This window comes from Mycobacterium parascrofulaceum ATCC BAA-614 (assembly GCF_000164135.1).
GTDB lineage: Bacteria > Actinomycetota > Actinomycetes > Mycobacteriales > Mycobacteriaceae > Mycobacterium > Mycobacterium parascrofulaceum.
This window is the reverse complement of record NZ_GG770554.1, coordinates 356,595-383,292: the sequence shown is the minus strand read 5'-3', so window position 1 is coordinate 383,292 and position 26,698 is coordinate 356,595. Positions and strand designations below refer to the sequence as shown.

22 protein-coding genes and 1 pseudogene are annotated in these 26,698 nt (G+C 69.1%); 10 read left to right on the top strand and 13 right to left on the bottom strand.

Annotated features, from left to right (window positions below; translation table 11 throughout):
• Nucleotides 1–50 precede the first annotated feature (50 nt).
• The 3 genes from HMPREF0591_RS11815 to HMPREF0591_RS11805 are packed head-to-tail and all read right to left on the bottom strand — an operon-like array spanning nt 51 to nt 1,948.
• Nucleotides 51–779, bottom strand: coding sequence for a class I SAM-dependent methyltransferase (locus tag HMPREF0591_RS11815; protein ID WP_157137496.1), 729 nt, complete (start codon nt 777–779; stop codon nt 51–53).
• Nucleotides 772–951 carry a hypothetical protein gene (locus HMPREF0591_RS11810; RefSeq protein ID WP_007168777.1) on the bottom strand — a complete coding sequence of 60 codons (180 nt, stop codon included), beginning with the start codon at nt 949–951 and terminating at the stop codon, nt 772–774. Before HMPREF0591_RS11810 ends, HMPREF0591_RS11815 begins: the two co-directional genes overlap by 8 nt.
• Nucleotides 952–970: 19 nt before the next feature.
• On the bottom strand, nt 971–1,948 hold the full coding sequence (locus HMPREF0591_RS11805; protein WP_007168776.1) for a tyrosine-type recombinase/integrase: 978 nt from the start codon (nt 1,946–1,948) through the stop codon (nt 971–973).
• 193 nt (nt 1,949–2,141) lie between these two features.
• On the opposite strand from HMPREF0591_RS11805, the gene HMPREF0591_RS11800 reads away from it, so the two are divergent.
• The 7 genes from HMPREF0591_RS11800 (at nt 2,142) to HMPREF0591_RS11770 (ending at nt 11,418) form a co-directional block, all read left to right on the top strand.
• Nucleotides 2,142–3,851 (top strand): acyclic terpene utilization AtuA family protein, encoded by a 1,710-nt coding sequence (locus HMPREF0591_RS11800; RefSeq protein ID WP_007168775.1) that lies wholly within the window; start codon nt 2,142–2,144, stop codon nt 3,849–3,851.
• A complete protein-coding gene (locus tag HMPREF0591_RS11795; protein WP_007168774.1) occupies nt 3,848–4,996 on the top strand; it encodes an acyl-CoA dehydrogenase family protein in 1,149 nt (382 codons plus the stop codon). Before HMPREF0591_RS11800 ends, HMPREF0591_RS11795 begins: the two co-directional genes overlap by 4 nt.
• Nucleotides 4,993–6,588 carry an acyl-CoA carboxylase subunit beta gene (locus HMPREF0591_RS11790; protein ID WP_007168773.1) on the top strand — a complete coding sequence of 532 codons (1,596 nt, stop codon included), beginning with the start codon at nt 4,993–4,995 and terminating at the stop codon, nt 6,586–6,588. The genes HMPREF0591_RS11795 and HMPREF0591_RS11790 overlap by 4 nt, the downstream gene beginning before the upstream one ends.
• 6 nt (nt 6,589–6,594) lie before the next feature.
• On the top strand, nt 6,595–8,754 hold the full coding sequence (locus HMPREF0591_RS11785) for an ATP-binding protein (RefSeq protein ID WP_007168772.1): 2,160 nt from the start codon (nt 6,595–6,597) through the stop codon (nt 8,752–8,754).
• On the top strand, nt 8,755–9,921 hold the full coding sequence (locus HMPREF0591_RS11780) for an acyl-CoA dehydrogenase family protein (protein ID WP_007168771.1): 1,167 nt from the start codon (nt 8,755–8,757) through the stop codon (nt 9,919–9,921).
• The gene (locus HMPREF0591_RS11775; RefSeq protein WP_007168770.1) at nt 9,921–10,709 is read left to right on the top strand and encodes an enoyl-CoA hydratase family protein; all 789 of its coding nucleotides are present in this window, start codon (nt 9,921–9,923) and stop codon (nt 10,707–10,709) included. The genes HMPREF0591_RS11780 and HMPREF0591_RS11775 overlap by 1 nt, the downstream gene beginning before the upstream one ends.
• Before the next feature lie 106 nt (nt 10,710–10,815).
• A complete protein-coding gene (locus tag HMPREF0591_RS11770; protein WP_050790050.1) occupies nt 10,816–11,418 on the top strand; it encodes a DUF1707 SHOCT-like domain-containing protein in 603 nt (200 codons plus the stop codon).
• Between the two features lies 1 nt (nt 11,419).
• Here HMPREF0591_RS11770 and HMPREF0591_RS11765 read toward each other — a convergent pair whose 3' ends face one another.
• From HMPREF0591_RS11765 to HMPREF0591_RS11735, 7 genes are all read right to left on the bottom strand, one after another.
• Nucleotides 11,420–12,268, bottom strand: a complete 849-nt coding sequence (locus tag HMPREF0591_RS11765; RefSeq protein ID WP_007168768.1) for an aldo/keto reductase — start codon at nt 12,266–12,268, stop codon at nt 11,420–11,422.
• A gap of 65 nt (nt 12,269–12,333) precedes the next feature.
• Nucleotides 12,334–14,310: a vWA domain-containing protein gene (locus tag HMPREF0591_RS11760; protein WP_007168767.1), complete on the bottom strand. Its 1,977-nt coding sequence runs from the start codon at nt 14,308–14,310 to the stop codon at nt 12,334–12,336.
• Nucleotides 14,303–15,688 (bottom strand): sigma 54-interacting transcriptional regulator, encoded by a 1,386-nt coding sequence (locus HMPREF0591_RS11755; protein WP_040622372.1) that lies wholly within the window; start codon nt 15,686–15,688, stop codon nt 14,303–14,305. The genes HMPREF0591_RS11760 and HMPREF0591_RS11755 overlap by 8 nt, the downstream gene beginning before the upstream one ends.
• A gap of 41 nt (nt 15,689–15,729) precedes the next feature.
• Nucleotides 15,730–17,313, bottom strand: a complete 1,584-nt coding sequence (gene purH / locus HMPREF0591_RS11750) for a bifunctional phosphoribosylaminoimidazolecarboxamide formyltransferase/IMP cyclohydrolase (protein ID WP_007168765.1) — start codon at nt 17,311–17,313, stop codon at nt 15,730–15,732.
• Nucleotides 17,310–17,957, bottom strand: coding sequence for a phosphoribosylglycinamide formyltransferase (gene purN / locus HMPREF0591_RS11745; protein WP_040622695.1), 648 nt, complete (start codon nt 17,955–17,957; stop codon nt 17,310–17,312). The genes purH and purN overlap by 4 nt, the downstream gene beginning before the upstream one ends.
• 21 nt (nt 17,958–17,978) lie before the next feature.
• Nucleotides 17,979–19,367 (bottom strand): cell division protein PerM, encoded by a 1,389-nt coding sequence (locus HMPREF0591_RS11740; RefSeq protein WP_083212235.1) that lies wholly within the window; start codon nt 19,365–19,367, stop codon nt 17,979–17,981.
• A 39-nt stretch (nt 19,368–19,406) separates the two neighbouring features.
• On the bottom strand, nt 19,407–20,291 hold the full coding sequence (locus HMPREF0591_RS11735) for a DUF5336 domain-containing protein (RefSeq protein WP_007168762.1): 885 nt from the start codon (nt 20,289–20,291) through the stop codon (nt 19,407–19,409).
• Between the two features lie 246 nt (nt 20,292–20,537).
• Here HMPREF0591_RS11735 and HMPREF0591_RS11730 point away from each other — a divergent pair, with 246 nt between their 5' ends.
• The gene (locus tag HMPREF0591_RS11730) at nt 20,538–21,386 is read left to right on the top strand and encodes an LLM class F420-dependent oxidoreductase (RefSeq protein WP_007168761.1); all 849 of its coding nucleotides are present in this window, start codon (nt 20,538–20,540) and stop codon (nt 21,384–21,386) included.
• Between the two features lie 90 nt (nt 21,387–21,476).
• Here the strand turns inward: HMPREF0591_RS11730 and HMPREF0591_RS11725 are convergent, their stop codons facing one another.
• The 3 genes from HMPREF0591_RS11725 to sucC are packed head-to-tail and all read right to left on the bottom strand — an operon-like array spanning nt 21,477 to nt 25,142.
• Nucleotides 21,477–23,003: an acetyl-CoA acetyltransferase gene (locus HMPREF0591_RS11725; RefSeq protein ID WP_007168760.1), complete on the bottom strand. Its 1,527-nt coding sequence runs from the start codon at nt 23,001–23,003 to the stop codon at nt 21,477–21,479.
• Between the two features lie 60 nt (nt 23,004–23,063).
• Nucleotides 23,064–23,966 carry a succinate--CoA ligase subunit alpha gene (gene sucD / locus HMPREF0591_RS11720; protein WP_007168759.1) on the bottom strand — a complete coding sequence of 301 codons (903 nt, stop codon included), beginning with the start codon at nt 23,964–23,966 and terminating at the stop codon, nt 23,064–23,066.
• A gap of 12 nt (nt 23,967–23,978) precedes the next feature.
• The gene (sucC, locus tag HMPREF0591_RS11715; protein ID WP_007168758.1) at nt 23,979–25,142 is read right to left on the bottom strand and encodes an ADP-forming succinate--CoA ligase subunit beta; all 1,164 of its coding nucleotides are present in this window, start codon (nt 25,140–25,142) and stop codon (nt 23,979–23,981) included.
• A gap of 323 nt (nt 25,143–25,465) precedes the next feature.
• Between sucC and HMPREF0591_RS11710 the strand changes: the two genes are divergently transcribed.
• On the top strand, nt 25,466–26,515 hold the full coding sequence (locus HMPREF0591_RS11710) for a M23 family metallopeptidase (protein WP_244268878.1): 1,050 nt from the start codon (nt 25,466–25,468) through the stop codon (nt 26,513–26,515).
• Between the two features lies 1 nt (nt 26,516).
• Nucleotides 26,517–26,698 (top strand): annotated as a pseudogene (locus tag HMPREF0591_RS33440) (hypothetical protein); the annotation flags it as partial.

Below are 26,698 nucleotides of genomic sequence, written 5' to 3'. Positions count from 1 at the left end.
AATCACCAAACGCCCCCTGGCTAATCTCGCCAGAGGGCGTTTGGTGCGTTTTATGCCTCGATCACGATCGAATCCAGGCCCGTGCGTATCACCGCATCAGGGAACGCTTCGCGCGCCGCCGCGGTGATCGAATCCAGCTGCGGAAATCCCGCCAACCCGGAACCGAACAGCCGCAAATCATCGATTACTACCGTCGTACCGGCGAGAGCAACACCAGCCAGCTGGCCCAACGTCAACTGCGCCGGTTCCATGACCTCACCCTCTGCGGTGCCGGGCCCGGAGAAGTGCCCATCTAAGAACACCAGCGGTGGCGTGGAACAGCCGGCGACGATCTTCGGTATCTCCACCAACGAATCACCATGCACCAAAGTCACATTCGGTGATCCGGCGAACTGCTTCTGCGCTGCTGCGAATAGGCCGCCGTGCAGTTCCACCGAGTACACCTGCTCGGCGCGCTGCGCGAAGAACGCGGTGGTCTTCCCCTTGTAGGTGCCGGCCTCGACGAATATCCGATGCCCACGGGTATTCAACAGGCCCAACAGGTGGCGCCGCTTCGCGATGGCCGTCGCCCCAATCAGGTGTTGCCCCTGCAGCCATCCATAGGTCGATAGCCAGCGCGGGGGCTCAAGTGAATCCCGGGTGTGCATCACGGAGCTCTGCGCGCGCGCTACAAGTTGACGGATTCCCACCAGTCTGTCTCCTTCTGGCCGTGAGACCAGCTCTCCGCTCGCCGCCGTCGGCGCGGCGGCCGTCGTATCAGAAACCCAATCCTCACTCATCGTTCGACGCTCCGTAGGTGTTTTCGACCATGGCCCGCACAACGGCCAGCGCACGCTCCACGCCGTGCGCGATACCGCCTCCCCAGTGCTGGGGGCCGTCGTCGGTGTCCACGTCCACCGGGCGGCGGATTTCAGTGCCGTCATCCAAGACAACGCCAAGTGTGATCCGCATCAGACACACCTCTTTCTGTTTAGGCGGTGATCGGCTTGGGCGGCCAACTCAGCCGCTCGACTTGACCTGCCGGCCGACTCCCATCAGGAACGGCCGGCGGCAGCGGCACTGATACCGCCGGTGTGGGCGCCGGGGCCGCAGCACGCGAAGGCACGGCGGGCCGAGCACAAGCCGCGTCAGCAACCGATCGCACCTCACGCGTCGACACCGCCGTGTAGCGCTGGGTCGTGGCCACCGATGCGTGCCCCAACGCCTCCTGCACCGCCCGCAGGTTCCCCGTCCCGCTGTACCCGAGCGTGGCGAATCGATGCCTCAGCTTATGCATCGACCAGCCCGGGGGCATCAACCGGCTGATGACGGTGCCGACCCATTCGGCGCTGATGTGCCCGTCGACCTGGCCGGGAAACAGGTAGCCGTGGCTGGTGCAGAACGCGCGCAGCTCGGCGGTCAGGCCATCGTTCAGCGGCGCCACCCGCTGTTTTCCGCCCTTGCCGTGCACGATCAACGACCATCCGTGCAGGTCGCGGATCAGGTCGTCGGAGTGCACCAGCGCGACCTCCGCGCGCCGTAGCCCGGCTTCGCCCGCGAGACGCGCCATCAACCGCTCGCGGGGCTGCGCCGCCGCCAAGAGCTCCTCCCACACATCATCTGGGGCGGGCCGCGGCGCCGGCAGATCCGGCTTGACGCGCGGGAGCTTCGCCGCTGGATTCATCGATACCAGGTCCGCGTCGATCGCCCAGTCGTAGAAACTGATCAGCGAGGTCCGGACGCTCTTGCGGTGATCGTTCGACCATTTCCGTTCGCTGCACAGCAGCACGAGGGTGCTCAGCGTGATCTCCGCCGGGCCGCTTGTGCGCGAGCGGCGGGCGATCGACCGGAGATGATCACGCCGTAGCTCGATCGTCCCTTCGCGCTTGCCTGCGATACGTAGCCAAATCATCCACCCCGATATGGCCGCCTCCCACAATTGCGGAAGGTTGGCCTTTCCCTGACCCACGGGTAAATTCTGTGTCCGGTGTAAACAGTTGTCTGTGAATTCACCTGTGAGCTTTCTCCGGTACGCAGCGCGTTCGTTGTCGGTTAGCTGATACATCGCTGTGTTTATGCTGCTAGACCCAGTGCCGTAAGCTGATCTACCGGTTGGTTGGTTGGTTTGCGTTCACCGGTGACTCGCAGATTGGAGGACTCCCGTGGCCTCTGCCCCTGGTCGCGACGCCGTCCGGATCGCGAACTGCTCCGGGTTCTACGGGGACCGGCTCTCGGCGATGCGCGAGATGCTCACCGGCGGGGACGTGGACTACCTCACCGGCGACTACCTGGCCGAACTGACAATGCTGATCCTGGGCCGCGACCGCATGAAGCATCCCGAGCGCGGTTACGCCAAGACCTTCCTGACCCAGCTCGAGGACTGCCTGGGCGAGGCCCGCGACCGGGGCGTCCGGATCGTCGCCAACGCCGGCGGCCTCAACCCCGCCGGCCTGGCCGACGCGATCCGCGCCCTGGCCGAGCGCCTCGGCATCCCGGCCCGCGTCGCCCACGTCGAGGGCGACGACCTGCTGCCGCGCGCCGCCGAACTCGGGCTCGGCACGCCCCTGACGGCGAACGCCTACCTGGGCGCGTGGGGCATCGTCGACTGCCTGGGCGACGGCGCCGACGTCGTCGTCACCGGCCGCGTCACCGACGCCTCGGTGATCGTCGGGGCCGCCGCGGCGCACTTCGGCTGGGACCGCACCGACTACGACCGGCTCGCCGGCGCCGTGGTCGCCGGCCACGTCATCGAGTGCGGCGTGCAGGCGACCGGCGGCAACTACTCCTTCTTCACCGAGGTACCCGACCTGACCCACGCCGGCTTCCCGCTGGCCGAGGTGCACGCCGACGGGTCCTCGGTCATCACCAAGCACCCCGGCACCGGCGGCCTGGTCAGCGTCGACACCGTCACCGCGCAGCTGCTCTACGAGATCACCGGCGCCCGCTACGCCAACCCCGACGTCACCGCCCGGATGGACACCGTCGCGCTGTCCGCGGACGGCCCCGACCGGGTGCGCATCACCGGGGTGCGCGGCGAGGCGCCGCCGCCCACCTACAAGGTCTCGCTGAACAGCATCGGCGGATTCCGCAACTCCATGACGTTCGTGCTGACCGGGCTCGACATCGAGGCCAAGGCCGAGCTGGTGCGGCGGCAGCTCGAGGCCGCGCTGACGGTGAAGCCCGCGGAGCTGCAGTGGTCGTTGGCCCGCACCGACCACACCGACGCCGACACCGAGGAGGCCGCCAGCGCGCTGCTGCACTGCGTGGTCCGCGACCCCGATCCCGCGAACGTCGGGCGCCAGTTCTCTTCGGCCGCGGTGGAATTGGCGCTGGCCAGCTATCCGGGCTTTCACGTCACCGCGCCGCCGGGCGACGGTCAGGTCTACGGGGTGTTCACCGCCGGCTACGTCGACGCCGGGGAAGTGCGGCACGTCGCGGTGCACGCCGACGGTGCGCGCGTGGATATCCCTTGCGCCACCGAAACTTTGGAGTTGGCACCTGCCGACCCGCCGCCCCAGCCGGAGCCCCTGCCCGCCGGACCGACCCGTCGCGTTCCACTGGGCCGCATCGCCGGGGCACGCAGCGGCGACAAGGGCGGCTCGGCCAACGTCGGGGTCTGGGTGCGCACCGACGACCAATGGCGCTGGCTGGCCAACACGCTGACCGTCGAACTGCTCAAGGAGCTGCTGCCCGAAGCGGCGCAGTTCGACGTCACCCGGCACGTGCTGCCGAACCTGCGCGCGGTGAACTTCGTCATCGACGGCATCCTGGGCCAGGGCGTCGCCTACCAGGCGCGGTTCGATCCCCAGGCCAAGGGGCTGGGCGAATGGCTGCGCGGCAGGCACGTTGACATCCCCGAAAGGCTGTTATGAATCTGTGGACCACGCCAGAGCGAGAGCAGTTGCGAAAGACGGTGCGCTCCTTCACCGAACGTGAGATCCTGCCGCACGCCGACGAGTGGGAGCGCGTCGGCGAACTGCCGCGCGAGCTGCACCGCCGCGCCGGGGACGCCGGCCTGCTGGGCGCGGGTTTCCCCGAGGCGGTCGGCGGGGGCGGCGGTGACGGCGCCGACGCGGTGATCATCTGCGAAGAGGTGCATCAGGCCGGCGCCCCAGGTGGGGTCTTCGCGTCGCTGTTCACCTGCGGCATCGCGGTGCCGCACATGATCGCATCCGGCGACCCGCGGCTGATCGAGGAGTTCGTCCGGCCGACGCTGGCCGGCAACAAGATCGGCGCGCTGGCCATCACCGAGCCCGGCGGCGGGTCGGACGTCGGGCACCTGCGCACCACGGCGGTCTTGGACGGGGATCACTACGTGGTCAACGGCGCCAAGACCTACATCACCTCGGGGGTCCGCGCCGACTACGTCGTCACCGCGGTACGCACCGGCGGCCCCGGCGCGGCGGGCGTTTCACTCTTGGTGGTCGAGAAGGGCACCCCAGGCTTCGAGGTGAGCCGCAAGCTGGCCAAGATGGGGTGGCGGTCGTCGGACACCGCCGAGCTGTCGTTCGTCGACGCGCGGGTGCCGGCGGCCAACCTCGTCGGCCCCGAGAACAGTGGGTTTTTGCAGATCGCCCAGGCGTTCGTGTCCGAGCGGATCGGCCTTGCCGCGCAGGCCTATTCGAGCGCGCAGCGCTGTCTGGACCTGACTTTGCAGTGGTGCCGCGACCGCGAGACGTTCGGGCGCCCGCTGATCTCGCGGCAGTCGGTACAGAACACGCTGGCCGAGATGGCCCGGCGCATCGATGTGGCCCGCGTCTACTCGCGCAATGTGGTCGAGCGCCAGCTGGCAGGCGAGACCAACCTGATCGCCGAGGTGTGCTTCGCCAAGAACACTGCCGTCGAGGCCGGCGAATGGGTGGCCAACCAGGCCGTCCAGCTGTTCGGCGGGATGGGCTACATGGCCGAGTCCGAAGTCGAACGCCAGTACCGCGACATGCGGATCCTGGGCATCGGCGGTGGAACCACCGAGATCCTGACCGCGCTGGCCGCGAAAACCCTGGGATTCCAATCATGACCGCGCTGCGATCCACGCTGGACCCCAGCTCCCCCGCCTTCGCCGACGCGGCGTCGACGGCGACCTCGCGGCTCGAGGAGATCGACGCCGAACTCGCCAAAGCGCTTGCGGGCGGCGGCCCCAAGTACGTCGAGCGCCACCACGGCCGGGGCAAGCTGACCGCCCGGGAACGCATCGAGCTGCTCGTCGACCCCGACTCCCCCTTCCTGGAGCTCAGTCCGCTGGCCGCCTACGGCAGCGCTTTCACCGTCGGCGCCAGCACGGTCACCGGGATCGGCGTGGTATCGGGGGTGGAGTGCCTGATCGTCGCCAACGACCCGACGGTCAAGGGCGGCACCAGCAACCCGTGGACGCTGAAAAAGATCCTGCGGGCCAACCAGATCGCGTTCGAGAACCGGCTGCCCGTCATTTCGCTGGTGGAATCCGGCGGCGCCGACCTGCCCACCCAGAAAGAGATCTTCATCCCCGGCGGGCGGATGTTCCGCGACCTGACCCGCCTGTCGGCGGCCGGAATCCCGACCATCGCCCTGGTGTTCGGCAACTCCACTGCCGGCGGCGCCTACATACCGGGCATGTCCGACCACGTGGTGATGATCAAGGAACGCTCGAAGGTGTTTCTCGCCGGTCCCCCGCTGGTCAAGATGGCCACGGGCGAGGAGTCCGACGACGAGTCGCTGGGCGGCGCCGAAATGCATGCCCGCATCTCGGGTCTTGCCGACTACTTCGCCGTCGACGAGCTCGACGCCATCCGCATCGGGCGGCGCATCGTCGCGCGGCTGAACTGGCGCAAAGAGGGGCCCGCGCCCGGCCCGGTCGTCGATCCGGTCTTCGACGCCGAGGAGCTCATCGGCATCGTGCCGGCGGACCTGCGCATCCCGTTCGACCCGCGCGAGGTGATCGCGCGCATCGTCGACGGCTCCGAATTCGACGAATTCAAGGGCATGTACGGCTCGTCGCTGGTGACCGGTTGGGCCCGGCTGCACGGCTATCCGCTGGGCATCCTGGCCAACGCGCGCGGGGTGCTGTTCAGCGAGGAGTCGCAGAAGGCCACCCAGTTCATCCAACTGGCCAACCGCGCCAACACCCCACTGTTGTTCCTGCACAACACCACCGGCTACATGGTGGGTAAGGACTACGAGGAGGGCGGGATGATCAAGCACGGCTCGATGATGATCAACGCCGTCTCCAACTCGACCGTCCCGCACATCTCGCTGCTGATCGGCGCGTCCTACGGGGCAGGGCATTACGGCATGTGCGGACGGGCCTACGACCCCAGGTTCCTGTTCGCCTGGCCCAGCGCCAAATCCGCGGTGATGGGCGGCGCCCAGCTCTCGGGTGTGCTGTCGATCGTGGCGCGGGCCGCCGCCGAGGCCCGCGGCCAGCAGGTCGACGAGGAGGCCGACGCCGCGATGCGGGCCGCCGTCGAGGGGCAGATCGAGGCCGAGTCGCTGCCGCTGATCCTGTCCGGGATGCTCTACGACGACGGGGTCATCGACCCGCGTGACACCCGCACCGTGTTGGGAATCTGTCTGTCCGCCATCGCCAATGGCCCGATCAAGGGGACGTCGAACTTCGGCGTCTTCCGGATGTGAGCGGAGATGATTACTCGAGTGCTGGTCGCCAACCGCGGCGAGATCGCCCGGCGGGTCTTCGCCACCTGCCGGCGACTGGGTCTGGGAACGGTCGCGGTCTACACCGACCCGGACGCCAATGCGCCGCACGTCGCCGAGGCCGACGCGCGGGTGCGGCTGGAAAAAACCAACGACTACCTGAACGCCGAGGCCATCATCGCCGCGGCCCGGGCCGCGGGCGCCGACGCGGTGCATCCTGGGTACGGGTTCCTCTCGGAGAACGCCGATTTCGCGGCCGCCGTGCAGGGCGCGGGCCTGACGTGGATCGGACCGCCGGTGGACGCGGTGCGGGCGATGGGCTCCAAGATCGAATCCAAGAAGCTGATGTCCGCCGCCGGGGTCCCGGTACTCGACGAACTGGACCCGGACACGGTCGCCCAGGCCCAGCTTCCCGTGCTGGTCAAGGCCTCCGCCGGCGGCGGCGGCCGCGGCATGCGGGTGGTTCGCGAATTATCTTCTCTCGCGGGGGAAGTCGAGGCGGCCCGGCGCGAGGCCCAGTCCGCGTTCGGCGATCCGACCGTGTTCTGCGAGCGCTACCTGCCGACCGGGCACCACATCGAGGTCCAGGTGATGGCCGACACGCACGGCACCGTGTGGGCCGTCGGTGAACGGGAATGCTCGATTCAGCGCCGGCACCAGAAGATCATCGAGGAGGCCCCCTCCCCCTTGGTCGAGCGTGTGCCGGGCATGCGGGCCAAGCTGTTCGACGCGGCCCGGCTCGCCGCCGGGGCGATCGGCTACACGGGCGCCGGGACCGTCGAATTCCTCGCCGACGACGACGGGGAGTTCTACTTCCTGGAGATGAACACCCGGCTGCAGGTCGAGCACCCGGTGACCGAGGAGACCACCGGGCTCGACCTCGTCGAACTACAGCTACGCGTCGCCGACGGCGGCCGGCTCGACCCCGAACCCCCTGCCGCGCAGGGACATTCGATCGAGGCCCGCCTCTACGCGGAGGACCCGGCCCAGGGCTGGCAGCCGCAGGCCGGCCGCGTGCACAGCATCGACGTGCCGACGGTCCGGTCGCGATTCACCACGCTGGGCCACCGGACCGGTATCCGGCTCGACTCGGGCATCGTCGCGGGTTCCACGGTTTCCATCCACTACGACCCGATGCTGGCCAAGGTCATCTCCTACGCGCCGACGCGCCGGCAAGCGGCGCTGGTGCTCGCCGACGCGCTCGCCCGCACCCGGCTGCACGGGCTGCGCACCAACCGCGAGCTGCTGGTCAACGTGCTGCGCCACCCGGCATTCCTCGACGGCGCGACCGACACCGCGTTCTTCGACACGCACGGCCTGCCGAAGCTGTCGGCGCCCCTGGCCGGTGGCCCCACCGTCCGGTTGTCCGCGATCGCCGCCGCACTCGCCGATGCCGCGCACAACCGCGCGGTCGCCCCCGTCCAGGGATCGTTACCGAGCGGCTGGCGCAACCTGGCGTCCGGCTACCAGGCGAAGACCTACCTCGACGCCGAGGGCGGCGAGCACCGGATCGAATATCGTTTCACCAGAACGGGATTGCTGTTCGCCGGCGAGGACCAGGTCCGGCTGGTCTCGGCCACGCCGGACGAGGTCGTGCTGGCCGACGGCTCCGGGGTGGCGTGCGGCTTCGCGGTCGCGCGATACGGCCCCCACGCTCACGACGTCTACGTGGACTCGGCCCGCGGACCCGTGCACCTCGTCGCGCTGCCGCGGTTCCCCGAGCCGGGGTCGGCCGTCGAGCGGGGTTCGCTGGTGGCGCCCATGCCGGGCAACGTGATCCGGATCGGCGCCGCGGTCGGCGAGACCGTCGAAGCGGGCCAGGCGCTGATCTGGCTCGAGGCGATGAAGATGGAGCACACCATCACCGCGCCGACCGACGGGGTGCTCGTCGAACTCAACGTCAAGACCGGCCAGCAGGTCGAGGTGGGCGCCGTCCTGGGAGTGATCGGGAGCGCGGCGTCGCCGGGCGAACCGGGTCACGACCATCCAGACCCGGGAGTGATCGGGAGCGCGGCGTCGCCGGGCGAACCGGGTCACGACCATCCAGACCCGGGAGTGATCGGGAGCGCGGCGTCGCCGGGCGAACCGGGTCACGACCATTCGAACCTGGCAAGAGTCGAAGCGCCGCAAGCAGAAGGAGATTCCTGAATGACCGACACGAGCTTCATCGAGAGCGAGGAGCGACAGGCCCTGCGCAAGTCGGTGGCCGCATGGGCCGCCAACTACGGCAGCGAGTACTACCTCGCGAAGGCGCGCGCGCACGAGCACACCGACGAATTGTGGTCGGAGGCAGGCAAGCTGGGCTTCCTCGGGGTGAACCTGCCCGAGGAGTACGGCGGCGGCGGCGCCGGCATGTACGAGCTGTCGCTGGTGATGGAGGAGATGGCGGCGGCGGGCAGCGCGCTGCTGCTGATGGTGGTGTCGCCGGCGATCAACGGCACGATCATCAGCAAGTTCGGCACCGAAGAGCAGAAGCGGCGCTGGATCCCCGGCATCGCCGACGGAACCCTGACGATGGCCTTCGCCATCACCGAACCGGACGCCGGCTCCAACTCGCACAAGATCACCACCACCGCCCGGCGCGACGGCACCGACTGGATCCTCAAAGGCCAGAAGGTCTACATCTCCGGTATCGACCAGGCCCAGGCCGTCCTCGTGGTGGGCCGCACGGAAGAGGCCAAGACCGGCAAGCTGCGCCCCGCGCTGTTCGTGGTGCCCACGGACTCCCCCGGATTCACCTATACGCCAATCGAAATGGAGCTGGTCAGCCCCGAACGGCAGTTCCAGGTCTTCCTGGACGACGTCCGGCTGCCGGCCGACGCGCTGGTCGGGTCCGAGGACGCCGCGATCGCGCAACTGTTCGCCGGGCTGAACCCCGAGCGGATCATGGGCGCCGCCAGCTCGGTCGGAATGGGCCGGTTCGCTTTGCAGAAGGCCGCGGACTACGTCAAGACCCGCCAGGTATGGGGCGCGCCGATCGGCGCGCATCAAGGGCTCTCACATCCCTTGGCGCAGTGCCACATCGAGGTGCAGCTGGCGAAGCTGATGATGCAGAAAGCCGCCACGCTCTACGACAGCGGCGACGACGCCGGCGCGGCCGAGGCGGCCAACATGGCGAAATACGCCGCGGCAGAGGCTGCTACCCGGTCGGTCGACCAGGCCGTGCAGTCGATGGGTGGCAACGGGCTGACCAAGGAATACGGTGTGGCCGCCATGCTCGCGTCGGCCAGGTTGGGGCGGATCGCCCCGGTCAGCCGCGAGATGGTGCTCAACTTCGTGGCGCAGACGTCGCTGGGTTTGCCCCGGTCCTACTGATGGAAACACTTGTCGATTACGCCGGGCCGGCCGATACCGGCGGCCCGTTCGCGCGCCTGACGCTGAACTCGCCGCACAACCGCAACGCGCTCTCGACCGCCCTCGTCGAGCAGTTGCACCAGGGGCTGCGCGACGCCGCGGCCGACGCGGCCGTGCGTGCGGTGGTGCTGGGGCATACCGGCAACACCTTCTGCGCCGGCGCGGACCTGAGCGAGGCCGGCGGCGGCGACCCACCCTCGGCATACGACTTGGCCGTCGCACGGGCCCGCGAGATGACCGCGGTGATGCGGGCCATCGTCTCGGCACCGCTGCCGGTGATCGCCGCCATCGACGGCCATGTCCGCGCGGGCGGGTTCGGGCTTGTCGGCGCCTGCGACATCGTCGTCGCCGGTCCCCGCAGCAGCTTCGCTTTGACCGAGGCCCGGATCGGCGTCGCCCCGGCGATCATCTCGCTGACGCTGCTGCCCAAGCTGTCGCCGCGCGCCGCGGCGCGCTACTACCTGACCGGGGAGACCTTCGACGCCGCCGTCGCGGCGGAGATCGGACTGGTCACCATGGCGGCCGAGGACGTCGACGCCGCGGTGGCGGGGCTGCTGGGCGGCGTGGGCCGCGGCTCGCCGCAGGGCCTCGCGGCCTCCAAGGCGCTGACCACCGCGGCGGTGCTGGACGGGTTCGACCGCGACGCCGAACGGCTCGCCGAAGAATCCGCGCGGCTCTTCGTGTCCGAGGAGGCCCGCGAAGGCATGCTCGCGTTCCTGCAGAAGCGCGCCCCCAGCTGGGCGAGTTAGCCAGGTGTCAAACAAAAGCCGCGCGCTCAGCCGGCCGGCGCGGCGCCAGGTTGCAGTTTGACCAATCCTCTTGCAGCAAAAGCTGGACGTCGTAGGCTCGTGGGTGATGAGCAACTCTGCGCAACGCGACGCGAAGGACACGCGTGACGAGTCGTCGCGCGCGGCCGACACCGATCGCATCCAGCTCGCGCAGTTGCTGGCATATGCGGCCGAGCAGGGCCGCCTGCAGATGAAGGACTACGAAGACCGGTTGACCAGGGCGTACGCGGCGACCACGTACGAGGAACTGGACCGACTTCGCGCCGACCTGCCGGGCTCACAGATCAACCTGCGCCGCGGCGGCAAGCCCAACCCGGCGCCGTCCACGCTGCTGCTGGCGCTGCTGAGCGGCTTCGAGCGGCGGGGCCGGTGGAACGTGCCCAAGAAGCTGACGACCTTCGCCTTCTGGGGCAACGGGGTGGTGGATCTGCGCTACGCCGACTTCACCTCGACCGAGGTCGACATCCATGCGATCTCGATCATGGGCGCGACGAAATTTTTGCTGCCGCCCGAAGTCAACGTCGAGATTCACGGTCGCGGAGTCATGGGCAACTTCGACCGCGGTGTCCTCGGCCAAGGCACGCCCGGCGCGCCGAAGGTGAAGATCCGCGGCTTCTCGCTGTGGGGCGGGGTCGGCATCATCCGCAAAGCCCGCCGGCCGCGCGGCTAGGTCAGCCCGGCACGTAGTCGAACTTATCGGGATTGGGCCCGTTCCTGCCCGCTTCACCTTGGTCCAGGGCTGAGATCGCGGCCATGTCGGAGTCGTCCAACTCGAAGTCGAAAAGCTCGAAGTTCTCCTTGACCCGTTCCGGGGTCACCGACTTGGGGAAGACGATGTCGCCGCGCTGAACGTGCCAGCGCAGCACGACCTGCGCCGCCGATTTGCCCCGCGCGTCCGCGACGCGGTTGATCACGGGGTCGTCGAGGACCTTGCCCTGCGCGATCGGCGCCCACGCCTCGGTGGCGATGCCGTGCTCGCGTCCATACGACCTGACCTCCTCGTTACCGAAGTACGGATGAAGCTCGATCTGGTTGACCGACGGCACGGTGTCGGTTTCGTTGGCGAGCCGCTCCAGGTGTGCGACTTGGAAATTCGAGACGCCGATACTGCGGGCGCGGCCGTCGCGGGCGAACTCCTCGAACACCTTCCAGGTCGAGACGAAGTCGCCGCCGTAGAGGGTGGGCAGCGGCCAGTGGATGAGGAACAAGTCGACGTAGTCGGACTGCAGCGCCTTCAGCGTCCCGTCGAACGCGCGGCGCGCGTCATCGGGCTTGTGGAACCCGTTGTTGAGCTTGCTGGTGACGAACACGTCGGCACGGTCGAGCCCGGCGTCACGGATGCCTTGCGCGACTTGCTTTTCGTTGCCGTACATCTCGGCGGTGTCGATGTGACGGTACCCGATCTCGAGCGCCGTCTTGACCGCTGCCGCGGTCTCGTCGGGCTTGATCTGGAACACGCCGAAGCCCAGCTGCGGAATGCTGACACCGTCATTGAGTTGGATCGTTGGAACCTTGCTCATGCATCTCCTCCTTCTGGGTCCCTGTACCCGCAGAAGCGGGCACCTATCCCTGGGCCGGCGAAGCGCTAGCGGCGTCGGGACCGCAGGTAGTCGCCCACCACCGCCGCGCCCAGGCCGTCGAGATCGGGCACCACGACTCGTCCCTCGACGCGCCGCGCGACCTGGTCGATGAACCGGGCGAGGCCGGGGTCGCTGCCCAGTCGGAAGATGGTGATCTGCGCCCCGAGGCGGGCCATGTCGTCGAACCCGCGCACGGTGTGCGCGATGGTCCGCGGATGCGGCGGGTAGTCGAAAAACACCGTCGTTCCGTCGCCGTCGAAATCCTCTAAGTGAGCGGTGGGTTCGCCGTCGGTCACCACCAGCACGACCGGCTGCGCGTTCGGATGCCGCCGCAGATGACGACCGGCCAGCGCCAGGGCGTGATGCAGGTTGGTGCCCTGCTCGTAGACGCCCTCGAGACCGGTGAGCTCGGCGGCGGTGACCGTGCGGGCGTAGCGCCCAAAGGCGATGATCTGCAACGCATCCGAGCGGAATCGGGTGCACACCAGGTGATTGAGCGCCAGCGCCGTCTGCTTCATCGGGAGCCAACGGTTTTCCATCACCATGGAGAAGGAGGTGTCGACCAGCAGCGCGACCGCGGCCTGGGTACGTGTTTCGGTCTCGGAGACCTCGACGTCGTCGACGGTGATCTTCAACGGCCCCTGGGTGGCGGTCCCGGACTGCCGCAGCACCGCGTTGGTCAGCGTGCGGGAGATGTTCCACGGTTCGGTGTCACCGAACTGCCAGGGCCGGGTGGCGCCGGTGAGCTCGCCCGCCGCCCCGGCGCGCCGATGGTCCCGCTCGCCACGGCGGCCGGAAAGCTGTTGTGCGACATCGCGTAATGCCGTCTCGCCGAGCCTGCGCATGGCCTTCGGCGAGAGCCGCCACTGCCCGTCGGAGCCGCGGTCCAGGAATCCCTGGTTGACCAGTGCGCGTTCCAACTCGGCGAGCGTGCGGGCGTCGACGGCGGCCTGGTCGCCCAGTTGGCGGGCCAGCGCATCCAGGTCGACGTCGTCCATGGTGGCGCCCGGATAGCTTTGCGAGAGCTGCTCGGCCAGCTGCTCGAGCTCGGCGACGTCGGCCAACGCCTGGGTGCCCTCGCCCATTCCGAACGGGTTGTCACCGGAGAATTCCTCGGAGCCGGTCCAGTCCTCCCCCGGCCGGGCCGCCTGCAGATGCGCGTCGAGCCGGTTCAGCGCCTGCATCAGCGAGGGTGATCCGAATGCCTGCTGCGCCAGGGCATCCAGCTCGGCACGCTGGTCCGGGCTCAGGCTGTTGCGGAAGCGTTGCGCGGCCGCGGCGCGCTTGGCCAGCGAGTCCAGCAGCTCGTCGACGTTGCGCGGGCTCTCCGGAAAGAACTCGCCGTGCTTGTTCATGAAGTCCTGGAAGTCCTGCTGGGTGTCCTCACCGCGGGCATGCCTGTCCAGCAGCTCGTTGAGGTCGTTCAGCATGTCGTTGACGCGCTGGCGGTCCTCGTCGGTGGCGCCCTGCAGCGCCTCCTTCATGCCGGCGAACCGCTGATCCAGCATCTCGCGGCCGAGCAGATCCTTGATCTGGTCGTACTTCTCGCGGGCCTCGCTGCTGCGCCAGTTGTAGTCGGAGAGCTCTTGGACGGCCTTGGCCGGCGAGGCGGGCAGGGCGTCGAGCTGCAGTTCGCCGAAGCGGGCGTCGTCGTCGAGGGCGCGGGCCAGTTCCTTGCGCTCGGCCAACACCGCCTCGTCGAGCAGCTTCTTGATCTCCTGCAGGGTGCCGTCGAGATTGTTGCGGCGCAACAACTCCCGCCGGCGCCGGTTCGCCTCGGCCGCCAGCCGGTCCGCGCCGGTCATGTTCTTGGTGCCGCGGCGCAGCAGTTCGGACAGCGCCCGGCGCGGCGAGGTGCCGGCCATGACGTCCTGCCCGATCTGCTCGAGGGCCTCGCGCAGATCGACCGGCGGGGCCAGTGGGTCCGGCCCGCCGGTATACGCCGAGTACCGTAGGCGGTGCCCCTTAAAGGGTTCAGCCATAGACGGTTTGGCCCTCCCCGGACACCTTGTCGATCCGCTTGGCCAGATACAACGCCTCCAGCGCCAGTTCCAGCGCCGCGGCGCGCTCACCCTCCGACTGGGCGTTGACCTTGGCGGCGATCTTGTCCACCACCGGCAGCGCGGGAACCGCGGCCAGCACGTCCTTGGCCGACACCCGCTCGCCCGTGGTGACCGCCGAACCGCCCTCGACCGCGGACACCAACGACCCGACGTCGATGCCGCCGAGCACCCGCGACGCGGTGTCGGCGGTCGCGCGGCGCAAGAGGTGTTCGAGCACGGCCTGCTCGCGACCCTCCTCGCCGGACTCGAATTCCAGCTTGCCGCGCAGGACGTCGATCACGGTGCCGAGGTCGACCACGCGGGCCACCGGGTCGGTCTCCCCCAGCACGGCGCCGCGGTGGCGGGCGGCGGCTGCCACGGTTTCGGCCGCGGCGATCGCGAACCGCGCCGACACCCCGGAGCGTTGGTCGACCGAATTGGACTCCCGCAGGTACCGGGCGAACCGGGCGATCACCTGCATCAGGTAGTCGGGCACCTGCGCCGACAGGTGCGCCTCCTGGACGATGACGCCGACTTCGGCGTCGAGTTCCAGCGGGTAGTGGGTGCGGATCTCCGCACCGAACCGGTCTTTGAGCGGGGTGATGATGCGCCCGCGGTTGGTGTAGTCCTCCGGGTTGGCGCTGGCGACCACCAGGACGTCCAGCGGCAGGCGCAGCGTGTAGCCGCGGACCTGGATGTCGCGCTCCTCCATCACGTTGAGCATCGACACCTGGATGCGCTCGGCGAGGTCGGGCAGCTCGTTGACCGCGACGATGCCGCGGTGTGCGCGCGGGATCAGGCCGTACGCGATGGTTTCCGGGTCACCGAGGCTGCGGCCCTCGGCCACCTTGATCGGGTCGATGTCGCCGACGAGGTCGGCGACGCTGGTGTCGGGGGTTGCCAGCTTTTCCGTGTAGCGCTCGCTGCGGTGCTTCCACTCGACCGGCAGGTCGTCGCCCAGGGTGGCGGCCTTGCGGATCGACTCGGGCGTGATCGGCGAATAGGGATGTTCGCCCAACTCGGCCCCTGCGATCACCGGCGTCCACTCGTCGAGCAGTCCGACCAGGGCGCGCAGCAGCCGCGTCTTGCCCTGACCACGTTCGCCGAGCAGGACGAAGTCGTGTCCGGCGATCAGCGCCCGCTCCAGCTGGGGCAGGACGGTGTCGTCGAAACCGAGGATCCCCGGCCACACCTCGTCGCCCTCAGCCAATGCGGTCAGCAGGTTTTCCCGGATTTCCTGTTTGACTCCCCGCTCGCGGTGGCCGGCGGCACGCAGCTCACCGACGGTGCGGGGCAGATTGCTGGGTGATGGCACCACTCCACGCTACGCGTTGCCGGAACGCCCCACGCGCCGAGCGTTCAGTGAGCGAAGTGGCGGGCCCCGGTGAGGTACAAGGTGACGCCCGCGTTGGTTGCCGCCGCGGTCACCTCGTCGTCGCGCACCGACCCTCCCGGGTGCACGATCGCCTTCACCCCGGCCGCCGTCAGCGTCTCGAGCCCGTCGGGGAACGGGAAGAAGGCGTCGGAGGCCGCGACCGCGCCCCGCACCCGGTCGCCGCCTCTTTCGACGGCCAGGCGGGCGGCGTCCACCCGGTTCACCTGTCCCATCCCCACGCCGATGGTGGCGCCGCCGCCGGCGATCACGATCGCGTTCGACTTGACCGCGCGGCAGGCCCGCCACGCGAAGACCAGGTCGGTCAGCGTCGCCGGGTCGGCCGGGGATCCCGTCGCCAGCGTCCAGTTCGCAGGGTTGTCGCCGTGCGCGTCGAGCTCGTCGCGCTGCTGGGCCAGCAGCCCGCCGCTGATCGGCCGCAGCTCGGTACCGCCGGTCAGCGGCTCCGAGGCCACCAGAACCCGGATGTTCTTCTTGCGCGTCAGCGCTTCCAAGGCCTCCGGCGCGTACGCGGGCGCGACGATGACCTCGGTGAAGATGGTGCTCACGTACTCGGCCATCTCGAGGCTGACCTCGGTGTTGGCCGCGATGACGCCGCCGAAGGCGCTCAGCGGATCGCATTCGTGGGCCTTGCGATGCGCGTCGGCCACCGATTCCGACGAGATGGCGATCCCACAGGGGTTGGCGTGCTTGATGATGGCGACACAGGTCTGCTCGTGGTCGAAGGCGGCCCGCCAGGCCGCGTCCGCGTCGGTGAAGTTGTTGTAGGACATCTCTTTTCCGTGCAGCTGCTCGGCCTGCGCCAGTCCCGGCCAGGCGCCCGGGTCGCTGTAGAGGGCCGCCTGCTGGTGCGGGTTCTCGCCGTAGCGCAGCATCGCCGAGCGGATCCAGCTGCGCCCCAACCACTTCGGGAAGGTCGTCGGCGGATGCTCGGGCGCCAGCGTGGACTCCATCCAGCCCGCGACGGCGATGTCGTATTCCGCGGTGTGCTGGAACGCCAGCGCCGCGAGTTTTTTCCGCTCGGCGAGGGTGAAACCGCCGTGGCGCACCGCGGCGAGCACGCCGTCGTAGCCGCGCGGGTCGACGACCACCGCCACACTGGGATGGTTTTTGGCGGCCGCGCGGACCATCGACGGCCCGCCGATGTCGATCTGCTCGACGCACTCGTCGATGCTGGCGCCGGAGTCGACGGTCTCGCTGAATGGATACAGGTTGACGACGACGAGTTCGAACGCCGCCACGCCGAGTTCCTCGAGCGCCGCGGCGTGTTCGGGCTTGCGCAGATCGGCCAGCAGGCCGGCATGCACCCGCGGGTGCAGCGTCTTGACCCGGCCGTCGAGCACCTCGGGAAAGCCGGTCAGCTCCTCCACCCGCGTGACCGGAATCCCCTTCTCGGCAATGGTCTTGGCCGTCGACCCCGTCGAAACGATCTCGACGCCCGCGTCCGCCAGGCCCCGGGCGAGTTCGACGAGCCCGGTCTTGTCGTAGACGCTGATCAACGCGCGCCGGATCGGCCTCTTCGCCGTCTCCGGCCAGTCGTCGGTGGTCATCGGTTGGTCGCCTTTCGTCCGATCGTCGCTGTTCTTCCGACCAGGGTCAGGCCACCGGTCGCGATCTCGGCCACCACGTCCACCAGGAGCTTGCGTTCGGTGACCTTGATGCGTTCATGCAGGGTCTCTTCGCTGTCGCCGTCGAGCACCGGCACGGATTGCTGCGCCAGGATCGGCCCGGTGTCCGTCCCGGCGTCCACCAGGTGCACCGTACAACCCGTGACCTTGACGCCGTAGGCCAGCGCGTCGGCCACCCCGTGCGCACCAGGGAACGCCGGCAGCAGGGCCGGATGGGTATTGATGATCCGGCCGTAGAAACGCGAGAGGAACTGTGGCCCAAGTATTTTCATGAATCCCGCGGACACCACCAGATCGGGCGAATGCGCGGCGGTGGCCTCGGTGATCGCCGCGTCCCAGGCGGTGCGGTCGGGGTGATCGCCGAGCCGGGCGGTATAGGTCGGCAGGGAAGCGGCCGCGGCGATCTCGGTGGCCGGGCAGTCGCGATCGGCGCCCACGGCGACCACCCGGGCCGGGTACTCGCCGACGGCGGCGTCGAGCAGGGAACTCAGCAGCGACCCGGTGCCCGACGCCAACACCACCACCCGCGCCGGCGCGCTCGGGGGCACATGGAGCGGTTCGGCCACAAGCACAGAGCCTAGTGGCAGCTATTCGCCGGGCTCGCGGTCGGTCGCGGTCGGCCCCGCTTCGTCGGGGGGCGGCACGCCCTCGTCGTCACCCACCGGCGCGTCGTCGTCGCTGAGCAGCGCGTCGTGCCCCGCCAGCCGGTCGTCGTCAAACGCATCGATCGGCAGCTCGTCGTCCGAGCCACCCACCGGCTCGTCGAAGGCCCCCGCAAAGTCGGCCGGTTCTTCCGCCGCCGCGGGCGCGGGCTTCGGTCGGCGGGGTCGGGCCCTGACGCCGCCGCTCATGACGACCGTGATCCCGCCGACGACCGAGAACCAGAAGAACACGCCGATCAACAGGGCGCCCTGGTCGACGCCGACGTCGCCGAAGTTGCCCAGCCGGCCGCTGCCGCCGTATGCGAGCAGGGACATGGCCAGCGCGCCGGCGACCGCAGCGACCAGCAGCTTGGCCAGCGCCGGAATCGGCGGCAGCGGCCGCCTCGCGCATTGCTGACCGACCGCCACGCCCGACGACGCGCCGATGATCAGCAGGGCGACCCACACCGGACCGAGCGGCGGCCTGGGGGCCGCGGCCAGGATCGGCAGCGACGGGATGTCACCACCGAACACCGTGAACGAACTGAAGGTCGCGAAGCCGAGATGAGCGCTGGACCCGACCGCCATCGCCGAGGTCCCGACGATGACGTTGGGGGCGTACAACATCGACAGCACCGTCAGGCTGAACTGCCCGAAAATCGACTCGGTGATCCCGTACAGGTCTTGCATGGTCGCCCAGTGCACCACCAGCGAAGCCGCGGTGACCAGACCGGAGAGCCCGAGCAACGCCAGCACACCGGCGGACGCGGCGCGCAGGGCGTCGCCCACCCAGAACGGCAGTGACGACACCGCCAGGGCCCGCCGTCCGACCCGGGACCCGACCCCGATCGCGGCGCCGACGGCGTGCACGACGAGCACGCTGGCGAACGCGCGCAGGGCGCTGGGCGTCTGCAGCTCGGTGATCACCGACGACGCGTCGTGGATGACCGCCAGGGCGATCGCCGCGATCAGCAGCGGCCCGCCCAGTGCCGAGGCGACAACCCAGCGGACCACCAACCACGAGGAATAGGGAGACGTGGCCCGCGCGGTGCTGCGCGCCGTGGCCCAGATCATCAGCAGCACCGGCAGCAACGGCAGCACACCCAGCTCGCGCCCACCGATCGAGATCGGCACCTGGTGGACGCCGAGCCACATGCTGGCGATCGCGCCCAGCGCCCCGGTCATGTCGCTGTTGGCGATCAGCAACTGCAGCAGCGCGACCGCGGCGATGATGACCAGGGCCACCACCGCCGGGCCGAACGCGACCCGGACCAGGTCACGCGCCTGGCGGGCGCCCACCGGCCGGCTGTCCGCGCCTTCCGACACCCTGTTCACTCTTTGGCGCACGTCCCGACTAGGCGCGAAGGCCAACCGTTAGGACGGCGCTGGGCCAGACTGCGACGACGGCGACTGTTGTTCCTGGCCGTAGGGCTGCTGGCCCCCGCCCTGATTGGAGTAGTTGGACGCCGAACCCACCGAGCCGGCGCCGGCCGCGGGCGGCGGGCTGAAGCTCGGGAAGCCGGTGGGCGGGGTGGACGGTCCTTGCTGCGCGGCCGGCTGCGCCCCGGACTGCGGCGCCGACTGGGCGCCGAAACCGCCGGTGGGAACCGCGGTTTGGGTCGGGCCCTGACCGGGCGCGTACCCGCCGTACTGCGACCCGTACCCGGGGTGCTGCTGCTGACCGCCCGGCTGGCCGTAGTAGGGCTGCTGACCGTACTGCCCATACTGGCCGTACTGCCCGTACTGGGCGTAGGGGTCGTACTTCGGCCGCGGCGCCGGCGCCGTGATCACGCCCGCGTCCAGCAGCACGACGACGACGGCGGCGATCGCCTGGAGCACGCTGCACGCCACCAGCGGCCACATCGCCCAGCCGATCGCAAAGCCGGCGGGCAGGTTGATCGTCTCGGTGATGGCGAGCAACGCACCCAGAACCGCGATGACCGCGACGATCCCGGCGTAGCTCTTGGCCTTGGGCACCAGGCTCAGCCCGGCGAGCAGCGCGGCCAGCACGGCGACGATGACCGCGGTCCCCGCGTCGCCGGCGCGGCCGCCGACGCCCGGGCCGAGCTCGGCGCCGATGGTGAACGTCGGGCCGAAGTTCAGCAGGTACACGGCCAGGCCGAGCACGACGACCGCGATGTTCAGGTAGAGCGGCAGCTTCGTCGTGCCGTCGTCGTCCTTGGTGAACGACGGGGTGCCGCCTGCGTAGGAGCCGCCTGGCGCGGGTGGATATCCGGGGCTACCGGGCGAGTAGGTCATTGGCTCCTCCTGTTGCTTCCAGTGCCGTGAAGTGCCTTTGCGGGCGCCACAGTTGCGTCGGGACGCTGTGCGTGCGGGCGCGCCGTTCCATAAACGCCGTGCCCGGCGGTTGCGTTGCGACGCGATCGATCAACCACGCTAGCGCACTTCGGGACGGGCGTGCCGTGCCGACCGGCTTGGACGCCGATCCGTGCCGCCGCGGCGGCAGCTTGCTCACCGGAGGTAGAACACGTTCTAATTCTCTGCATGGATTACGGGCTTGTGCTTTTTACCAGCGACCGTGGCATCTCTCCGGCGTCCGCCGCGAAGCTTGCCGACGAACACGGCTTCACGACCTTCTACGTGCCGGAGCACACCCACATCCCGATCAAGCGCGAGGCGGCGCACCCGACCACGGGCGACGCGTCGCTGCCCGACGACCGCTACATGCGGACGCTCGACCCGTGGGTGAGCCTGGGCGCGGCCTGCGCCGTCACGTCGCGGGTGAGGCTGTCCACCGCGGTGGCGTTGCCCGTCGAACACGATCCGATCACGTTGGCGAAAAGCATTGCCACCCTCGACCACCTGTCCGGCGGGCGGGTCAGCCTGGGCGTCGGGTTCGGGTGGAACACCGACGAGCTCGCCGACCACGGCGTGCCGCCCGCGCGGCGCCGGACCATGCTGCGCGAGTACATCGAGGCGATGCGGGAGCTGTGGACCAAAGAGGAAGCCGCCTACGACGGCGAGTTCGTGAAGTTCGGCCCCAGCTGGGCGTGGCCCAAGCCCGTGCAACCCCACATTCCCGTACTGGTCGGCGCGGCCGGCACCGAGAAGAACTTCAAGTGGATCGCCCGCAGCGCCGACGGCTGGATCACCACGCCGCGCGATTTCGACATCGACGAGCCGGTGAGGCTGCTGCAGGACACCTGGGCGGCCGCCGGCCGCGACGGCGCCCCGCAGATCGTGGCGCTGGACTTCAAGCCCGTGCCCGAGAAGCTCGCCAAATGGGCCGAACTGGGCGTGACCGAGGTGCTGTTCGGCCTGCCGGACCGTCCCGAGGACGAGATCGCCGCCTATGTCGAGCGGCTGGCCGGCAAGCTCGCCGCCCTCGTCTGACAGTCCGTCGTATCCGCGAGACATAAACCCTTGCGACGCGACCCGGCGTGTCGTGTGCGTGGTTTATGTGTCGCGACGGCGATCCGGGCGTCAGGCCAGCGCGGCCCGGTTGTCCTTCTCCGTCGGCCGCACCACGATCGACGCCCCGAGCGGCTCGCCGTCGCTGAGCAGGCCGACCAGCTCGGGGTCCTCGCTCAGGGCCAGGAAGCGGCTGCCGTCGCCGTCGAGACGGCCGACGATGAGGCCGGTGCGTACCGGCCAGTCGTAGCGCACGGTGTAGGTCTCGATGGTCGCCGGACCGTCGGCCCTGACGGTCACCGGCATCCTCGGGCGAGCGGCGACCTCGGCCCGCAGCGCGGCGCTGTTGTCGGGCTTCCAATTCACCGGGGTGGTCGAGTACACCCCGACGGAGTACTTGCTCATGATCCCGCCGTTGGCGGCGACCAGGCCGAATTGCCCTGGCAGGTCGCGCATTTCGCTGACCGTTTCAGCGATGCCGTGCAGTGAGTAGTTGTTGCCCGGTCCGCCGAAGTACGGCAGGCCGCCGGTGAGCGTCAGCCCGCGCGGGTCATCGGTGGCCAGACCGGTCCCGTCGCAGAAGTTGAACACCGGCACCGGGAAGCAGCTGTAGAGGTCGAAGGTCGACACGTCGTCGATGCCGACACCTGCACCGGCAAGCGCTTCGCTGACCGCCAGCACCGAAGCCGAGTTATACGTCAGGTCGAGGCGGTCGAGCAGCGGCTGGTCCACCATGTCGGCGTGGCCGTGCAAGAACACCCAGCGCTCCTCGGGCACGCCGAGCCTGCGGGCCGCGGCCACCGACATCAGCAGCGCGGCCGCACCCTGATTGACCTGGTCACGGGCCACCAGCAGCCTCGGGTACGGATCACAGATCATCCGGTTGGACGCGGTGACGGTGATGAGCTCGTCGACGCTGCGCTCCACCGGGGAGGATGCGAACGGGTTCTTCGCCGCCACCTTGGTGAACGGAGCGAACAACTCGCCCATCTGGCGCCGGTAGTCGGAGACGCTCAAGCCCAGTCGGGCACGGCGCGCGTTCTCCAGCAGCCCGTACTGGGCCGGCGCACCGACCAGGCCATGCGCGACCGTGTACTCGTCGAACAGGCCCTCGTAGCCGAATCCCCGGTCCTCGAGCGAGCCCTCGACCGTGTCGGAATGGTCCGGCTTCTCCCGGTCGGCGAAATACCGGATGCTGGAAGTGTTCTCGGAGCCGAAGATCATCACAACCTCGGCCGCGCCCGAGGCGATGACGCCGGCGAACTCGGTGACCAGATGCTGTGGTCCCTGGCCGCCGATGGGTTCGAGAACCGCGCGGGCCGGTGCGGCACCGATGCGCTGGGCCACCGAACGCGGGTAGCTGTTGGACTTGCCCATCGGCGCGGGTGTGCGCCCGGAGAGCTCGAACTGCCGGATCGCGGCGACGGTGTCGATGGACGCGGCGACGGCGGCGGCGTCGGCCCCACAGTCATGCAGTGCGGCCTGCGCCGCCGCGGTGGCCAGCTCCACCGAGGACATCCCGCGGTAGCCGGAGTCCTCGATGCGCTCGGTGAACTGCCCCACACCGACGATGACCGGCGTGTTCGGGTCGAGATTCATAGACCCACTATCTACCTAGGGCCGGGCCCCGGCCAAATCCGGGGCCCTCGCACCGTCCGCCTACAGGCTCTGCAGGATCTCCCTGGCCAGCGCCGCGGTCTCCGACGGGGTCTTGCCCACCCTGACGCCGGCGGCCTCCAGGGCCTCCTTCTTGGCCGCCGCGGTACCCGAGGAGCCGGACACGATGGCACCCGCGTGGCCCATCGTCTTGCCTTCCGGCGCGGTGAATCCCGCGACGTAGCCGACGACCGGCTTGGAGACATTGGCCTTGATGTAGTCGGCCGCCCGCTCCTCGGCGTCGCCGCCGATCTCACCGATCATCACGATGACCTTGGTGTCGGGATCCTTCTCGAAGGCCTCGATGGCGTCGATGTGGGTGGTGCCGATGACCGGGTCACCGCCGATGCCGATCGAGGTGGAGAAGCCGAAATCGCGCAGCTCGTACATCATTTGGTAGGTCAGCGTGCCGGACTTGGATACCAGGCCGACCGGGCCCGGGCCGCTGATGTTGGCGGGGGTGATGCCGGCCAGCGCCTCACCCGGCGTGATGATCCCGGGGCAGTTCGGCCCGATGATGCGCGTCTTCTGGCCCTTGTCGACGTTGTAGGCCCACGCATATGCGCTGTCCTGCACCGGAATTCCCTCGGTGATGACCACCAGCAGCGGGATCTCGGCGTCGATGGCCTCGATCATCGCGTCCTTGGCGAACTTCGGCGGCACGAAGCCGACCGACACGTTGGCGCCGGTCTCCTTCATCGCTTCCGCGACGGTGCCGAACACCGGCAGCTCGACGTCCTTGCCGACCGGATCGACGTGCGAGACGGTGGTGCCGGCCTTGCGCGCGTTCACACCGCCCACCACCTGCGTGCCCGCCTTCAGCATGAGCGCGGTGTGCTTGGTGCCCTCACCGCCGGTGATGCCCTGGACGATGACCTTGGAGTCTTTGTTCAGAAAGATCGACATTTGTTGGCTCCCTTACTTGTTCGCCAGCTCAGCGGCTTTGTCGGCACCCGCGTCCATGGTCTCGGCCTGGATCACCAGCGGGTGGTTGGCTTGGGCCAGGATGCGGCGGCCTTCGTCGACGTTGTTGCCGTCGAGGCGCACCACGAGCGGCTTGTTGGCCTCGTCGCCGAGCATGTTCAGGGCGGTCACGATGCCGTTGGCGACGGCGTCGCACGAGGTGATACCCCCGAACACGTTGACGAACACGCTCTTGACCTGCTTGTCGTTCAGGATGACGTCCAGCCCGGCGGCCATGACTTCGGCCGAGGCGCCGCCGCCGATGTCCAGGAAGTTGGCCGGCTTGACGCCGCCGTGCTTCTCGCCGGCATAGGCGACGACGTCGAGCGTGGACATCACCAGGCCCGCGCCGTTACCGATGATGCCGACGGCGCCGTCGAGCTTCACGTAGTTGAGGTCGTGCTCCTTGGCCTTGAGTTCCAGCGGGTCGGTAGACGCGCGGTCCTCGAACTCGGCGTGGTCGGGGTGCCGGAAGTCCGCGTTGGCGTCGAGCGTGACCTTGCCGTCCAGCGCCAGAATCTGATCTTTCGGATCGCGCACCAGCGGGTTGACCTCGACCAGGGTGGCGTCTTCGGCGACGAAGAGCTCCCACAGCTTGTTGATCGTGACCGCGGCCGCGTCGAGCACCTCGGCCGGCAGGTGGCCCTGCTGGGCGATGGAACGCGCGGTCGCGAGGTCCACCCCCTTGACGGCGTCCACCGGCACCTTGGCCAGCCGCTCGGGCTTGGTGGCGGCGACCTCTTCGATCTCCATGCCGCCCTCGACCGAGCACATGGCCAGGTAGGTGCGGTTGGCCCGGTCCAGCAGGAAGGAGATGTAGTACTCCTCGGCGATGTCGCTGGCCTCCGCGACGAGCAGCTTCTTGACGACGTGGCCCTTGATGTCGAGGCCGAGGATGTTCTTGGCGTGTTCGTAGGCGTCTTCGGGTGTCGCCGCGAACTTGACGCCACCCGCCTTACCGCGCCCGCCGACCTTCACCTGCGCCTTGACCATCACCGGACGCCCGATTTCGGTGGCGATCTCCCGCGCTCCCTCGGCGGTGTCCGTCACCCGTCCCGGCGTGGTCGGTACGTTGTGCTTGGCGAACAATTCTTTTGCTTGATACTCGAAAAGGTCCATGGACTCTCTGTCTTCGCTCGAATCAACTACTAGGCCTCGTGATGGGCTGTGCCGCGTTCGGCAACTCGCACGGACGAACTGTATCCACCGTCCCACCGGCGCTTACCGGCGCGTCCGGCGATGTGGCACAGCTCACGGCATCCCGGCATACCCGCTTCGTGACCCAAATCACAATTTCGATTGGTTTGCGCGACGCGGTTGCCAGTTCCGCACGTCAGCGGATACCGTCCTAGGGTCCAGATAACGTTATGGTCACGATACGAGGACATTTCAGCTTGTCCCAGCACCGTTTGGCTCCTACTGCCGCCGATACCTCAGGCGTGGTGAGGGTTAGTCGCGCGGCCGGCGGCCGGGGAATCGAGCCCCATCGCAACGAAGTCACGGAGATCCTCCCGCTCGACGGCTTCAACTTCGACGACCTGGATTGGCGCGACGAGGCCGGCGATCTCGGCGACCTCGACTACAGCGACGACTCCGCTTTCGACAACGAAGCGCAGGTGCTGCTCGCCCCTGAGCTCGACGATCTGGACGAGGCCGACGACCCGGCCCCGCTGTGGCTGGCCGCGCCGGTCACCGAGGTGTTGCCGCGCGTGGTCGTCGGGCCCACGGCCGAGCCAAGGCGGGCTCGTGCACGCGCCACGGATGTCGTCGGTGTGGCACGCCACGGCGGGCAGCACCGCAAGGAGCCGACCAGCGCCGCCCGGGGTCGCGTGCTGATCTCGGCGATGGCCGCCGGCGCGGCGGCCGCGGCGGCACACACCGCCACCAGCCACGCGGACACCCCCAAGACGGAAACCGTCCTGACCGCGAACGCCTCGGCGCTCACCGGCGGGTCGGCCAACAACACCATCCGCGGCGCGCAGGTGGTCGCGCTCCAGCCGGCGTCCACCGCCGCGCTGCACAACCAGGAGCTCGCCAAGGGCGTCGCCTTCGCCAACGATCGCGCCCAGCGCGAGGCGCGATTGCAGCAGCCGCTCTACGTGATGCCGACGAAGGGCATCTTCACCTCCAACTTCGGTTACCGCTGGGGGGTGCTGCATGCCGGCATCGACCTGGCCAACTCGATCGGGACGCCGATCATGGCCGTGTCCGACGGTGTCGTCATCGAGTCGGGCCCGGCCGCCGGCTATGGGGCGCTGGTCAAGCTGCGCCACGCCGACGGCACGGTGACGCTCTACGGCCACGTCAACACCACGCTGGTCAGCGTCGGCCAGCGGGTGATGGCCGGCGACCAGATCGCCACCATGGGCAACCGGGGTAATTCCACCGGCCCCCACCTGCATTTCGAGGTGCTCCAGGGCGGCACCGAGCGAATCGACCCTGTCCCGTGGCTCGCTAAGCGGGGTCTTATGGTCGGTAACTACGCTGGTTGAGGTGACCGCGCCGAATCAACCATCTCCCGGTCCGCAGCCGCCCGAGTCCACGTCGCCGTCGGACTCCAAGACGCGGATCATCCGTCGTGCACCCACCGGACCGGTCCCCATAGCGCCGGAGTCCCCGACCACCCACATCCCGCCGCCCTACCAGGGCGCCGCGCGCGCCGGCCGGCCGGCTTT

Bases quoted from the DNA above. Each gene is read 5' to 3' on its own strand.
- HMPREF0591_RS11815 (WP_157137496.1), bottom strand. From the start codon at position 779: ATGAGTGAGGATTGGGTTTCTGATACGACGGCCGCCGCGCCGACGGCG.
- HMPREF0591_RS11810 (WP_007168777.1), bottom strand. From the start codon at position 951: ATGCGGATCACACTTGGCGTTGTCTTGGATGACGGCACTGAAATCCGC.
- HMPREF0591_RS11795 (WP_007168774.1), top strand. From the start codon at position 3,848: ATGAATCTGTGGACCACGCCAGAGCGAGAGCAGTTGCGAAAGACGGTG.
- HMPREF0591_RS11790 (WP_007168773.1), top strand. From the start codon at position 4,993: ATGACCGCGCTGCGATCCACGCTGGACCCCAGCTCCCCCGCCTTCGCC.
- HMPREF0591_RS11785 (WP_007168772.1), top strand. From the start codon at position 6,595: ATGATTACTCGAGTGCTGGTCGCCAACCGCGGCGAGATCGCCCGGCGG.
- HMPREF0591_RS11780 (WP_007168771.1), top strand. From the start codon at position 8,755: ATGACCGACACGAGCTTCATCGAGAGCGAGGAGCGACAGGCCCTGCGC.
- HMPREF0591_RS11775 (WP_007168770.1), top strand. From the start codon at position 9,921: ATGGAAACACTTGTCGATTACGCCGGGCCGGCCGATACCGGCGGCCCG.
- HMPREF0591_RS11770 (WP_050790050.1), top strand. From the start codon at position 10,816: ATGAGCAACTCTGCGCAACGCGACGCGAAGGACACGCGTGACGAGTCG.
- HMPREF0591_RS11765 (WP_007168768.1), bottom strand. From the start codon at position 12,268: ATGAGCAAGGTTCCAACGATCCAACTCAATGACGGTGTCAGCATTCCG.
- HMPREF0591_RS11760 (WP_007168767.1), bottom strand. From the start codon at position 14,310: ATGGCTGAACCCTTTAAGGGGCACCGCCTACGGTACTCGGCGTATACC.
- purH (WP_007168765.1), bottom strand. From the start codon at position 17,313: ATGACCACCGACGACTGGCCGGAGACGGCGAAGAGGCCGATCCGGCGC.
- HMPREF0591_RS11735 (WP_007168762.1), bottom strand. From the start codon at position 20,291: ATGACCTACTCGCCCGGTAGCCCCGGATATCCACCCGCGCCAGGCGGC.
- HMPREF0591_RS11730 (WP_007168761.1), top strand. From the start codon at position 20,538: ATGGATTACGGGCTTGTGCTTTTTACCAGCGACCGTGGCATCTCTCCG.
- HMPREF0591_RS11725 (WP_007168760.1), bottom strand. From the start codon at position 23,003: ATGAATCTCGACCCGAACACGCCGGTCATCGTCGGTGTGGGGCAGTTC.
- sucD (WP_007168759.1), bottom strand. From the start codon at position 23,966: ATGTCGATCTTTCTGAACAAAGACTCCAAGGTCATCGTCCAGGGCATC.
- sucC (WP_007168758.1), bottom strand. From the start codon at position 25,142: ATGGACCTTTTCGAGTATCAAGCAAAAGAATTGTTCGCCAAGCACAAC.